This window comes from Pedobacter sp. Hv1 (assembly GCF_001412215.1).
GTDB lineage: Bacteria > Bacteroidota > Bacteroidia > Sphingobacteriales > Sphingobacteriaceae > Pedobacter.
The window spans coordinates 449,461-461,901 of the sequence record NZ_LLWP01000004.1 but is presented as its reverse complement, the minus strand read 5'-3'; the positions used below and the strand labels follow the sequence as shown (position 1 = coordinate 461,901).

Annotated in this window: 9 protein-coding genes and 1 pseudogene; 6 read left to right on the top strand and 4 right to left on the bottom strand. The window is 36.9% G+C overall.

What is annotated here, in order from left to right; all coding sequences use genetic code 11:
- Positions 1-134 precede the first annotated feature (134 nt).
- Both AQF98_RS09850 and AQF98_RS09845 read right to left on the bottom strand, forming a co-directional pair.
- The gene (locus tag AQF98_RS09850; protein ID WP_055131766.1) at positions 135-818 is read right to left on the bottom strand and encodes a response regulator transcription factor; all 684 of its coding nucleotides are present in this window, start codon (positions 816-818) and stop codon (positions 135-137) included.
- Positions 818-2,419, bottom strand: coding sequence for a sensor histidine kinase KdpD (locus tag AQF98_RS09845; protein WP_055131765.1), 1,602 nt, complete (start codon positions 2,417-2,419; stop codon positions 818-820). The genes AQF98_RS09850 and AQF98_RS09845 overlap by 1 nt, the downstream gene beginning before the upstream one ends.
- Here AQF98_RS09845 and AQF98_RS09840 point away from each other — a divergent pair.
- The 3 genes from AQF98_RS09840 to AQF98_RS09830 all read left to right on the top strand — a co-directional run bounded on the left by AQF98_RS09840 (position 2,418) and on the right by AQF98_RS09830 (position 6,267).
- Positions 2,418-3,602: a TIGR03435 family protein gene (locus AQF98_RS09840; RefSeq protein WP_055131764.1), complete on the top strand. Its 1,185-nt coding sequence runs from the start codon at positions 2,418-2,420 to the stop codon at positions 3,600-3,602. The genes AQF98_RS09845 and AQF98_RS09840 overlap by 2 nt on opposite strands.
- 11 nt (positions 3,603-3,613) lie before the next feature.
- The gene (locus AQF98_RS09835) at positions 3,614-4,789 is read left to right on the top strand and encodes a TIGR03435 family protein (protein ID WP_055131763.1); all 1,176 of its coding nucleotides are present in this window, start codon (positions 3,614-3,616) and stop codon (positions 4,787-4,789) included.
- A gap of 257 nt (positions 4,790-5,046) precedes the next feature.
- The gene (locus AQF98_RS09830; RefSeq protein ID WP_055131762.1) at positions 5,047-6,267 is read left to right on the top strand and encodes an MFS transporter; all 1,221 of its coding nucleotides are present in this window, start codon (positions 5,047-5,049) and stop codon (positions 6,265-6,267) included.
- A 71-nt stretch (positions 6,268-6,338) separates the two neighbouring features.
- On the opposite strand, the gene AQF98_RS09825 is transcribed toward AQF98_RS09830, so the two are convergent.
- Together AQF98_RS09825 and AQF98_RS09820 are read right to left on the bottom strand one after the other, a co-directional pair.
- Positions 6,339-6,557: a hypothetical protein gene (locus AQF98_RS09825; RefSeq protein WP_055131761.1), complete on the bottom strand. Its 219-nt coding sequence runs from the start codon at positions 6,555-6,557 to the stop codon at positions 6,339-6,341.
- 55 nt (positions 6,558-6,612) lie between these two features.
- Positions 6,613-6,837: pseudogene (locus AQF98_RS09820) on the bottom strand (hypothetical protein); the annotation flags it as partial.
- Between the two features lie 191 nt (positions 6,838-7,028).
- Between AQF98_RS09820 and hemF the strand changes: the two are divergent.
- The 3 genes from hemF (at position 7,029) to dnaE (ending at position 12,285) form a co-directional block, all read left to right on the top strand.
- Positions 7,029-7,925 carry an oxygen-dependent coproporphyrinogen oxidase gene (gene hemF / locus AQF98_RS09815; RefSeq protein WP_055131759.1) on the top strand — a complete coding sequence of 299 codons (897 nt, stop codon included), beginning with the start codon at positions 7,029-7,031 and terminating at the stop codon, positions 7,923-7,925.
- 114 nt (positions 7,926-8,039) lie between these two features.
- Positions 8,040-9,227 (top strand): DNA polymerase IV, encoded by a 1,188-nt coding sequence (gene dinB / locus AQF98_RS09810; protein WP_055131758.1) that lies wholly within the window; start codon positions 8,040-8,042, stop codon positions 9,225-9,227.
- Between the two features lie 67 nt (positions 9,228-9,294).
- A complete protein-coding gene (dnaE, locus tag AQF98_RS09805) occupies positions 9,295-12,285 on the top strand; it encodes a DNA polymerase III subunit alpha (RefSeq protein ID WP_055131757.1) in 2,991 nt (996 codons plus the stop codon).
- The last annotated feature ends 156 nt before the right edge of the window (positions 12,286-12,441 follow it).

Here is a 12,441-nt window from a genome sequence, read left to right as displayed (position 1 = left end):
GGTCGAGATTAAAAATCCCGACCAACAACAGATGTTTCGTTCCTCAGCATGACAAACTTGAAAATCTATGTCTAGGATTTGCCTATGTGGTCATAAATTTTAGGAGCTAGATAATGTAGTAAAAATCGCTAACATTAGCAGATCAGTTTATAACCCATTCCACGTACGTTTAAGATTTCTATTCGTTGGTCTTTTTTAAGGTGTTTGCGTAATTTGGTAATGAAAACATCCATAGTTCGGGTGTTGAAAAAACTATCATCGCCCCAAAGAGAAAGGAGGGCCATTTTTCTATCTGTTAAGTTATTTTTGTTTTTATACAATAATAACAGCAGCTCACTTTCTCGGCTAGAAAGTTTAATCACTTCCTGATCAAATATCAATTCTTGTTTGTGGTGGCTAAAATTATAATTGCCTATATGAATGTCACTTAAATTTAGCGGCTCTTGTTTTTGGGTTCTTTTCAAGAGCTCATCTACCCGAAGAAACAGCTCATCCAAACTAAATGGCTTTTTAAGGTAATCATTTCCACCACTTTTGTATCCGGTTATGAGGTCTGCAATTTCTGTTTTAGCGGTTAGAAAAAGAATGGGAATAACTGAATTTACTTTTCTAATTTGTTGGGCTAAGGTAAAACCATCGGTATGGGGCAACATCACATCCAAAATCAACAAGTTAAAATTGTTGTTTAGAAACAAGTTATATCCTTTTTTGCCATCAGCCGCATAGGTTACTGCGTAGCCTTTTTGTTTGAGACTGTCTTCAATTACCTTGGCTAAAAAAGGCTCGTCTTCTACCAAAAGCAGGTGTCCATTTTCCATTAGTAGGGTAAGTTAATCAAAAAAATAGTTCCATTTGGATGGTTGTCTAATATCTTGATGGTACCTTGATGTTGATCAATCACCTTTTTAACATAACTTAAACCTAAGCCATAACCTTTGATATCGTGCACATTACCAGTTGAAATGCGATAAAATTGGTCAAAAACCTTTTCCTTAAATTCGTCAGCTATGCCAGCACCATTGTCTGCAATTTGGATTTCAATTCCTTTCTGGTATTCTTTGATCTTAATTTCTATAACTGGTGCTGCTGAGGTATTGTACTTTACTGCATTCTCTAAAATATTGCTCAATGCACGAGATAAATGGGTTTGATTTCCTTTAAATGTGCTACTTATTGCATTTGGAGCATATTTTAAGTTGATATTGTCGGCTAATTTGAGCTCGGTTGTTACCGCTAAAATGAGATCATTGATGGCAATCTGATCAGCTTTGCTAAAACCTAAAGAATCTAGTTTGGCATTGCTTAAAATTTCTTGGGTCAATGCTGTTAACTTTTGGGTTTGATATAAAATAATATTCAAATAGTTTTCTCGAGTTGCTGGGTCTGGTGCAAACTTTTGTAAAGCTTCTGCCGTAATTTGTATTGATGCCAGAGGTGTATGGAGCTCGTGCGTCATGTTACTGATAAACTGATCTTTAAGTGCAACCAGTTGATGTTGGTTAAACAAGGTTTTAATGGTGTAGTAAAAACAGAATAAGGTTATTCCAATCAATAACAAAGAAGTAACAATCAACCATTTCATTTCTTTTAAATAATAGTTGTTTGGGTTTTCTAAGCTTGCCCAAACCAATTGTATTTCAAATGGTGCTTTTAGAGAGGCATTTACCTTCGATGTTTGAAAAAATCCTTTGCTAGGAATAGTGGTTGGATTCAATTGAAAAGGAGAATAAATCTCTTTAAGTCGAAGCTCTTTTTGATACAAGTTGCTCAGTCGATGCTTATTTAATTTGTTTTCGTCAAATGCCTGGGTGATACTATCGCCCAAGCCCTGTGTGTAATAATAGATACTCCCATCTTTGATATCTTCTTTAAGTATATTTTTTGCAAAATGGTCAATAAAGATCGCTTTAGCAGCAGGGGTTATTTTTCTAAGCTTTTGTGTAAACTTAGACAAGCCGACTTGAAAAAACTTTACTTTTCTAGCGGTATCTTCCAAAAAACGTGGGTGCACATCTTGTATGGTAAAAACGGTATTGCTATCTCTATTGTTGATGTTGCATTCGATATTGATAAATGAAGTATCGGCCAGCCAATGTCTTACTTTTGAAATGATTTCTTCTTGTCTTAATTTTCTTTCTCTATTTACAGCTTGATCCAAAGCATTGTTGGCAGCTGTTTGATAATTGCGCACAGTAGTTTGATAGTTCTGATAGTTCCAATAGAGCTGTAGGCCAGTTATGCCCAAAACACAACAGCTCATCAAGACTAGTACATACACTATTTTTTTCTGCATGGTACAAACATAAGGGGCAACGATGAGAATTTCATCAGCGTTAACACTAATTAACTCAGCTTTAACTGCGGTTAACTTTTGTCTATTGAAGTTTACACCATTTTTGTTCAAAATAATTAAACACATGAAGAAGATCATTTTAATAGGCTTGTTAACTTGGAGTTGTGCTTTTGCCCAAGTTAAAAATGGCGAACAAGTACCAGATATTGAGTTTAAGACCATCTTGAACTCGTCTGTAAAAGATGTTAAACTAAGCCAGTTAAAAGGCAAGGTAGTACTGATTGATTTTTGGGCAACTTGGTGTTCGCCCTGTGTAGCAGCAATGCCCCATTTACAAGCGTTACAAAAGAAATTTAAAAATCAGCTACAGGTTGTTACTGTTAGTGATGAAACAGTGAAAAGGGTAGAACTCTTTTTGAAGGTAAGGCCTTCTAATTTATGGTTTGCTATAGATAAGGGTGAAACCTTAAACGTCTTATTCCCACACCGAACCATTCCGCATGTGGTTTTAATAGATGCCGAAGGTAAACTGATTGCCAATACCAGTTCTGAAGAGGTAACAGAAGCAGTAATGGCCAAACTCATTAAAAAGGAAACAGTAGACCTGAAAATAAAATCAGATAACATGACCCAAGATTTTATAAAAGACTACTTTTTTGCTGCCGATACAGTACAATCTCGTTTGCTGATCCAACCAGAAATTAAAGGCGGTCCGAGTATGTCGAGGCAATTTAGAGATGTTCCTGTATTTGCAGGCAGAAGGTTAACCATGATTAACCTAGGCCTACAAAACATGTATCGGATTGCTTATGGGGGCTTTGCCTATGGTAGGGTAATTGATCAAACTACAACTGTCGAAAAAAATAGAGAAGAACGGTTTTGTTTAGATCTCATTACCAAAACAGCAGAAGAATTGTTGCCTACTTTAAAAAGCGAATTGCTTAAAAGATTTGAATTACAAGCTAAAATAGAACAATTTCCTAAATCTGTGTATGTATTAAAGGTTGAAGACCAAGCAAAGGTAAACCAGATTACAGTGAGCAAAGTTGAAGGTAAGGGCGCTTATGGAGGTGGTTCGGGTACCTTTTCTGGAGATGGGGTAGTGTTTGAAGATATAGCTGATTACTTGGAAAGTTTTGGCATTGTAAATCTTCCCGTAATAGACGAAACAAAGATCAATACAAAGTTTAATATCCAATTGGTTTATCAGCCAGAAAATCCGGCAAGTTTAACAAAAGCTTTAGCTGAGCTCGGTTTGAAACTAGAAAAAGCAGAGCGAAAAATAGACATGCTTGTTTTATACAAATAATCACCACACACATGAAAAGAATAATTTTAGTTTGTTTATTGCTCACAAGCCATGCCTTTGCGCAAGTAAAAAATAAAGAACAGGTGCCGAATTTTAAATTGGAAACAATTTTAAATGCACCAATAAAAACAATAGAACTTCAACAATTGAAAGGGAAATTGGTATGGATAGAATTTTGGGCCACTTGGTGCGGGGGTTGTATCGTTGCCATGCCACATTTGCAACAACTACAGGCCAAATACAAAGATAAATTGCAGGTAATTACCGTAACGGGTGAAAGTGTAACACGGACCAAACAATTTTTAAAAGCTAGGCCATCTAACCTTTGGTTTGCCGTTGATACGGGATACACTTTACAAAAACATTTCCCACATTCGCTCATTCCGCATAGCGTACTCATTTCTACCGAAGGGAAGCTAATTGCGGCAACAGCCCCAGAAAATATTACCGCACAGGTAATTGATAGCTTACTGGCAAATCAAACCGTGCATTTAGCAGAAAAGAAAGATAACCCAACCGAAGACTATATTAAGGAATACTTTTTTGCAGCAGATACGGTACAAAATAGGTTAATGTTACAGCCCGAAATTAAAGGCGGTTCTGGTATGATGATTCCTTTTTTAGATCAGCCTGCTTTTGCAGGGAGGAGGTTAACTTTTGTGAATGCGACTTTAACAGGTATGTATAGTAAGGCTTTTGGCGATTTTCCTTATCAACGAACGATAAATAAGGTTGCTCAAGAAGGAAAAAAAGAGATCTACTGTTTAGATATCATCGTAAAAGAACAGAAAGATTTAATCCCCACATTAAAAGCAGAATTGTTAAAACGATTTGACCTGCAAGCCAAAACAGAAAAACAAGAAAAAGAAGTATATGTCTTAAAAATTGCTGATGTAAATAAGTTCAATGCCATTCCCCGAAATCAATCTGGTAAACGAACCTATTATGCCAGACATGGAGAAATTGATCAGCAAAGTATGGATATGCCCGATTTTGCAGATTTCTTAGAAACCTTTGGAACTTTTAAATCGTTGATTGTTGATGAAACTGGCAACAAAGAAAAATTAGACATTAAATTTTCTTTTCAACCAGAAAATCCAGCCAGTTTACCAAAAATACTAAACAGCATGGGGCTGAGTTTAGAAAAAGCCAAACGGCCAATTGAATTTTTGGTACTATATAAATAGTGTTGGTCGAGATTGTTAGTCGGGATTTATAATCCCGACTGTTTTAAAAACCATACACTGTTTCATCTCGTATATATGTTATAACATTTGATTTTAAGCAATGGTATTAGCCTTGTAATGAAGGTAGTTTTAAATACCAGAATAAAATAATAAGTTTAGATGGTTAGTTAGTTTAAGCCCTTTCATTTATTGATAGGGCTTTTTTGATTCTATACTATTTTTGTTGTAGTTTAATGGCACCAAATTAAACAAACGATATGAACCCTTCTAACAAGCGAAATGTGACGCTGATTATTATTGTAGCGGCATTAGGCTACTTTGTTGACATTTACGATCTTATTCTTTTTTCGGTAGTGAGGATCAAAAGCCTCCAAGATTTAGGCGTTGCAGATGCCGACATGTTAAGTGTTGGTGCCACGATTATTAATAGCCAGATGTTCGGTATGTTGATAGGCGGGATATTGTGGGGTGTATTGGGCGATAAAAAGGGGAGGTTAAGTGTATTGTTTGGTTCAATTATTGTCTACTCTCTGGCCAATATAGCCAATGGTTTTGTGAGTTCGGTAACGGCTTATACCATCATCAGGTTTATTGCAGGGGTAGGTTTAGCTGGCGAGCTAGGCGCAGGAATTACCTTGGTTACCGAAAGCATGGGTAAAGAAAATAGGGGCTATGGAACCATGATTGTGGCAGGTGTAGGACTATTTGGTGCGGTAGCTGCTGCATTAATTGGAGGTCATTATACTTGGCAAACCAGTTATTTTATTGGTGGTGGCATGGGGCTATTGTTATTGTTTTTACGAGTAGGTTTAGCAGAATCTGGCTTATTTAAAGATGTAAAAGAAACAAGCATTCAAAGAGGTAATATCCTAATGCTTTTTAATAATGCCGGACGTTTTAAAAAATACCTTTGTTGTATCCTAATTGGTTTGCCACTTTGGTTTGTGGTAGGCGTACTCATCACATTTTCTCCCGAGTTCGGAAAAGCGCTAAATGCTACAGGTATCTTAAATGCAGGTAAAGGGATCATGTATTGTTACATTGGCATTGCAGTTGGCGATGTGGTAGCAGGATTTTTATGTCAAATGTTAAGGTCTAGAAAAAAGGTAATGCTCATTTTCTTGTTGTTAACTGCAGTAGCTATTGTGGTTTATTTAAATGCCAAAGGCTTAAGCCCTGAAACGTTTATATGGTTAAGTCTGTTTTTAGGGTTTGCATCAGGCTACTGGGCAACTTTTGTAACCATTGCCTCAGAGCAGTTTGGTACCAACCTAAGGGCTACAGTTACTACAACGGTGCCTAATTTTGTGCGTGGTTCTGTAGTAGCGGTTACGCTTTCATTCCAATTTCTAAAAGGCGAATATGGTATTCTGCAAGGTGCAATGATTGTTGGTTTCGTTTGCCTACTTATTGCTTTATTGGCCTTAAGTCAATTGAAAGAGACCTTTCACAAAGATTTAGATTACGTAGAGGTATAAATGAAAAAAACCAATCTCCTGTTAAGGAAATTGGTTTTTTAGATTCATTGATTTGTCAATTTACTTTTTTACTAAGGGCATGGTACACAAAATGATTCTGATGCACTATAAATTACTCCAGAACAAGCAATGCCTATAGAAAATGTTTCACAATCTGGTACATCAAATTTCATAACGGTATTGCCTTGATCATTAACACAGTGAATTTGAGGAGTACAAAGGCCAATAGGATCTGTACCCCCGTTTACTTTCTTCATTTCAGCTTTGCTTAATAAATTTGCTTTTTTCATTTTTTTTGTTGGTTAAGGTTGAAAATTAATAAGTAGGTATCTTATAAAGAGTTAACTAGCAAGTTACACATACAGCTGATACTGAATTTTCAACTCCTACACAAGCGAATTGTAAACTAACCCAATCTGCAGCACAACCAGGTGCGTCATATTTAGTAATCGTGTTGCCACTACCATCTTTACAATGAACTTGATCCACACAAAATGATTGAGGATCATCGCCTCCTGTTACTTTTTTCATTTCAGTTTTGCTTAATAAATTTGTTTTTTTCATTTTTTTTAGGTTAAGGTTTTGAAAATTAACTAATTACTTAGTGTAAAATAGCTAATAACTTTGAGCATTTGAACTGTTCATGAAAATATTACTTAAAGGTTCATTGAAAACCAGTTATATGTCAAACAAACGTAATTCTAATTATTCCTTCGCTATAAAGCTTCGATTAGCCTTAACTTTGAGTTCTAATTTAAATAATGATGTTTAGGGACGAAGTAGCGGCAGCGTATCAACAAATACAAGATAGCATTTGTGCAGGATTGGTTCAAACAGATGGAAAAGCTAATTTTGAAGAAGAAATTTGGCAACGTGATGGTGGTGGTGGTGGCCGCACCAGGGTAATGCAACAAGGCAATGTAATTGAAAAAGGTGGCGTTAATTTTTCTGCAGTACATGGGAAACTTCCAGAAGCTGTTAAAAAGGCCTTTAATGTAGCAAATGACGATTTTTTTGCCACTGGTGTTTCTATCGTAATGCACCCAGAAAATCCATTTGTGCCCATTATTCACATGAACATTAGGTATTTTGAAATGGATGAGCAAACCCGTTGGTTTGGCGGTGGAATTGATTTAACGCCTCATTACATTATCCCAACCGATGCCCGATTCTTCCATCACCGTTTAAAACAGACCTGTGATCATTTTGATCCCACTTTTTATCCGAAATTTAAGGCACATGCCGACGACTATTTCTTTATCAAACACCGTGAAGAAACAAGAGGGGTAGGTGGGATATTTTACGATCGCCTAAAACCTGAAAATACCAATATGGACTTTAAACAACTGTTGGATTTTTCTTTAGCAGTAGGGAATACATTTTTGCCAGTATATACCGAACTGATCGATCGTAACCGTAACCAATCTTATACCGAACACGAAAAAGAATGGCAGTATTTACGCAGAAGCCGTTATGCAGAATTTAACTTGGTTTATGATGCAGGCACCAAATTTGGCCTAGAAACCAATGGGCGTATAGAAAGTATCCTAATGAGTTTGCCACCTACTGCCAAATGGAATTACAATCCTCAGGTTTTGGCCAATAGCGAAGAAGAAAATACCCTAAACCTACTTAAAAAAGGAGTAGACTGGGTTTAGCTAATATTATTTGGTTCGTGTAAACACGAACCAAATAAATCTTTGTATACTAATTATTTTAGTTTAATTTTTAATTAAACTAAAATAATTAGTATTATATTTGCTGTCATCATTATGGATTTCAGCGATAAACATATCATACACATGGATCAGGATGCTTTTTTTGTTTCTGTAGAGATCCAAAAAAATAGTAGCCTAAAAGGAAAACCTGTAATTATTGGTGGTTTGTCTGATCGGGGAGTGGTAGCCTCCTGTAGTTACGAAGCCCGTAAATATGGCGTCCATTCGGCAATGCCCATTCGCATGGCCCGCCAACTTTGCCCACATGCAACCTTTGTAAAGGGCAGCATGGAAGATTACAGTAAAAAATCGCACGAAATTACAGCACTTTTACAAGAAAGGGTACCCGTTTTAGAAAAAGCGAGTATTGATGAACATTATATCGATATGACCGGTATGGATCGTTTTTTCGGCTGTATGAAATTTGCCCAAGAACTCCGGTTGGCCGTACAGCACCAAATAGGTTTGCCCATTTCATTTGGCTTATCGATCAATAAAACCGTGTCAAAAATGGTAACCAATGAGTGTAAGCCAGATGGAGAAATGCAGATCGAAAAACTGGCAGTTAGGCCATTTTTAGACCCATTATCTATCAAAAAAATTCCTGGATTGGGCGATTCTACCTTTATTAAATTGAGTGAAATGGGCGTAAGGAAAATCCATACGCTTACTCAAATTCCACAAGACCTCATGTTTAAGATATTAGGACAAAATGGCCTTAGCCTGTGGCAAAAAGCCAACGGGATAGACCTCTCGCCTGTGGTACCTTATCGCGAACAAAAATCTATTGGCAAACAAACCACTTTTGATAGTGATAGCATGGATATTGCTGGCATGAAGCTCATTTTAACCGATATGATTACCAAATTGGCTTTTGAACTGAGGCAGAAACAGAAGTTAACAGCCTGTGTTACGGTAACCATCAGGTATGCCAATTTCGAAACGGTAACACAACAAGCCAAAATTCCTTATACAGCTATAGATTCTACCTTAATTGCTCAAGCAAAACAGCTTTTTGATAAAGTATATACCAAACGGATGTTGTTGCGCTTGGTGGGGGTTAAATTGTCTCATTTGGTGAGTGGAAATGAACAGATTTCGTTGTACGGACCTTCAGAAAAGATCTATAACCTTTACCAAAGTATGGATAAGATGCGTTCTTTATACGGTGTAGATGCCATTAAATTGGCAACCCTGATGCCTAATAAAGGCGAAACTAAGAAAATGTATAAACGGCCATAAGGATCAATAGCCTATTGGTTAATGATTTTTATGCAAATAAGCCATGGACTATTAATCCATTTAAAAAATGTTTTTAAACGTACATTCTCAATATAGTCTCCGTTATGGTACCCTAAAAATAAAAGACCTCATTGCCGAGGCCCGGGCAAAAGATATCCATCAGCTGGTACTCACCGATATCAATAACTCTACAGGTTGTATGGAGTTGATTAGGCTCTGCCGTAAAGAAAATTTTGATCAGAAAAATGATGAAGGAGAAATAATTAAGCCAGCTTACCACATTAAACCAATTATAGGGATAGAATTTAGGCGTGATCATCAATTATTGTATATAGGTATTGCCAAAAATAAAGAGGGCATGAAAGAGTTGAATGATTTTTTAACCTACCACAATCTTAACGAGTTGCCTTTGCCAGTCGAACCCTTTTCATTTAACCATGCTTTTGTGGTTTATCCTTATGGTAAAAAAGAGAATTTAAAAGACCACGAATATTTAGGCATACGTGCCAATGAACTTCATAAAATTGTAGGTAAAGCACTTCAGGCAATCAAACATAAATTGGTGGTTTTTCATCCAGTAACAGTTAAAGATAAAATACAACATAGGTTGCATAAATATTTAAGAGCTATAGCTTTAAATACAGTTTTAGGTAAGCTAACCGAAAACAATTATTGCCAGCAAAATGAGTGGTTTATTAGTGAAAATGAACTGAGGGACAAGTTTGCCTCCTATGCTTTTATCTTAGAAAATACCCAAAGGTTATTAGATTCTTGTACAACAGACGATTACCTATTTGGCAAAAAGAACAAAAAGTACTTTAAAGGTAGTGCACAAGAAGATTTGGCTTTATTAACCGAGTTGGCCATGAAAGGTTTGGCTTATCGCTATGGAAATGATAATGAAGAGGCGCTAAAAAGGATAAATAAAGAGTTAAAAGTAATCGATGAATTGAATTTTTCTGCTTATTTCCTCATCACCTGGGATGTGGTTCGCTATGCAATGGAAGAGCGGGGCTTCTATCATGTAGGTAGGGGTTCTGGCGCCAATAGTATTGTGGCTTATTGCCTTAAAATTACAGATGTTGACCCCATTGCATTAGACCTTTATTTTGAGCGTTTTCTGAACCATAAACGCAGTTCTCCACCAGATTTCGATATCGATTTTAGTTGGGACGAACGGCCATCGATCCAAAACTATATTTTCAAAAAGTATCCCCATACTGCTTTGTTAGGTACCATGAGCAGTTTTAAAGATCGGGCCATTATTAGGGAGATTGGTAAGGTAATGGGCTTGCCAAAAAGCGAGATCGACGATTTTACAGATCCTACCAAAGAAAAATTCAACCTCAACAATCCTGTTTTCAATAAAATCCTGCTCATCAATAGTTTGATGAAAGATATGCCAAATCAACGGTCTATACATGCCGGTGGGATTTTGATAGGCGAAGAGCCTTTAACTTATTATACGGCCTTAGATCTGCCTCCAAAAGGATTTCCGACCGTACAATGGGACATGTACGAAGCAGAAGAGATTGGTTTGGATAAATATGATATCCTAAGTCAAAGAGGCATTGGGCACATTAGAGAGGCTGTACAATTGATTTTAAAGAACAAGAACAAGTCTATAGAAATCCATAATTTTAAGGCTTTTAAAACAGATCCAAAGCTCAATGCACAATTACGGGCGGGTACGCCGATTGGTTGTTTTTACATCGAATCTCCAGCCATGAGGCAATTGCTGAAAAAACTGCAGTGCGAAGATTATAAAACCTTGGTAGCTGCAAGCTCTATCATTAGGCCCGGAGTAGCCAGTTCTGGAATGATGAAAATGTACATCCAGAGCTACCATCATCCAGAAGCGGTAAATTATTTGGATAACGTAATGAAAGAGCAGCTCGAAGAAACCTTTGGCATTATGGTTTACCAAGAAGATGTAATTAAGGTCTGTTGTCATTATGCGGGTTTAGATTTAGCAGATGCAGATATCCTAAGGCGTGGAATGAGTGGTAAATACCGAACCAAGAATAGCGAATTTGAAAAACTATCCAGACGCTTTTTTACCACCGCAAAATCCTTAGGTCGCGACGAAGAAGTGACCAAAGAAGTATGGAGGCAGGTATCTAGTTTTGCAGGCTTTAGCTTTTCTAAGGCGCATTCGGCAAGTTTTGCGGTAGAAAGTTACCAAAGTTTGTACCTCAAAACCTATTACCCCAAAGAGTTTATGGTAGCGGTACTGAACAATTATGGGGGTTTTTATCAACGTTGGGTTTATGTGCATGCCTTACAACAAACAGGAGCAAGGGTACATTTGCCCTGTGTAAACCATAGCGATAGTGTAGTGAATATCAATGCAGATGATGCCTATTTGGGCCTGATCGGTATCCAAGGATTGGAAAATAAACTAATCGATAGCATTCCGCAAGAGCGCAAACAAAATGGAAAATATATCGATTTAGAAGATTTAATTAAACGCACCTATCTTTCTCTAGAACAATCGATTATATTGATTAGAATTGGCGCCTTGCGCTTTACTGGTAAAACTAAAAAAGAACTGTTATGGGAAGTGCACAATTACTTGGGCAACAGCACTAAACCAACTGTAGGGCAAGAGCTGTTTCATTTAGCTGCCAAATCTTATGTGCTACCAGTTTTAGAAAGTCATTTAATTGAAGATGCCTATCAAGAACTGGAACTGCTAGGCTTTCCGGTAAGTTTAAGCATGTTCGATTTGCTTAAAACAGCTTATAGGGGAGATGTTTTGGCCAATGATCTAGTTAAACACGAAGGTAAGATTGTAAAAATGCTGGGTAATTTTGTTTGCGATAAAACAGTTTACACCATCAAAAATACCAAAATGTGGTTTGGAACCTTTATAGATAGAGAAGGGAGTTTTTTCGATACTACCCATTTCCCAAATAGCTCTCCCGTTTATCCTTTTAGAGGTAAGGGCTGTTATCTAATTTTAGGTAAAGTAATGCTAGATTTTGGTGTGCCAAGTGTAGAAGTAATCAAATTTGCCAAATTGCCAATTGTAGATAATCCCGTGTTAAAAGTTTAATTGTTCATTCCTCCTTATTACCTATTCCCCATTTTCTATTTCCAATTACCTATTCACTATTTCATATTTACTATTCCCCATTCCCTATTTTACATTAGAAAACGAAAGGTAGTAGCATTTTGGCCAATGCAGCCCCGCTTTCCGCTTTACTTCGCC

Excerpts from the sequence above, each read along its gene's own strand:
- AQF98_RS09850 (WP_055131766.1), bottom strand. The coding sequence starts at position 818 with ATGGAAAATGGACACCTGCTTTTGGTAGAAGACGAGCCTTTTTTAGCC.
- AQF98_RS09840 (WP_055131764.1), top strand. The coding sequence starts at position 2,418 with ATGAAGAAGATCATTTTAATAGGCTTGTTAACTTGGAGTTGTGCTTTT.
- AQF98_RS09845 (WP_055131765.1), bottom strand. The coding sequence starts at position 2,419 with ATGTGTTTAATTATTTTGAACAAAAATGGTGTAAACTTCAATAGACAA.
- AQF98_RS09835 (WP_055131763.1), top strand. The coding sequence starts at position 3,614 with ATGAAAAGAATAATTTTAGTTTGTTTATTGCTCACAAGCCATGCCTTT.
- AQF98_RS09830 (WP_055131762.1), top strand. The coding sequence starts at position 5,047 with ATGAACCCTTCTAACAAGCGAAATGTGACGCTGATTATTATTGTAGCG.
- AQF98_RS09825 (WP_055131761.1), bottom strand. The coding sequence starts at position 6,557 with ATGAAAAAAGCAAATTTATTAAGCAAAGCTGAAATGAAGAAAGTAAAC.
- hemF (WP_055131759.1), top strand. The coding sequence starts at position 7,029 with ATGATGTTTAGGGACGAAGTAGCGGCAGCGTATCAACAAATACAAGAT.
- dinB (WP_055131758.1), top strand. The coding sequence starts at position 8,040 with ATGGATTTCAGCGATAAACATATCATACACATGGATCAGGATGCTTTT.
- dnaE (WP_055131757.1), top strand. The coding sequence starts at position 9,295 with ATGTTTTTAAACGTACATTCTCAATATAGTCTCCGTTATGGTACCCTA.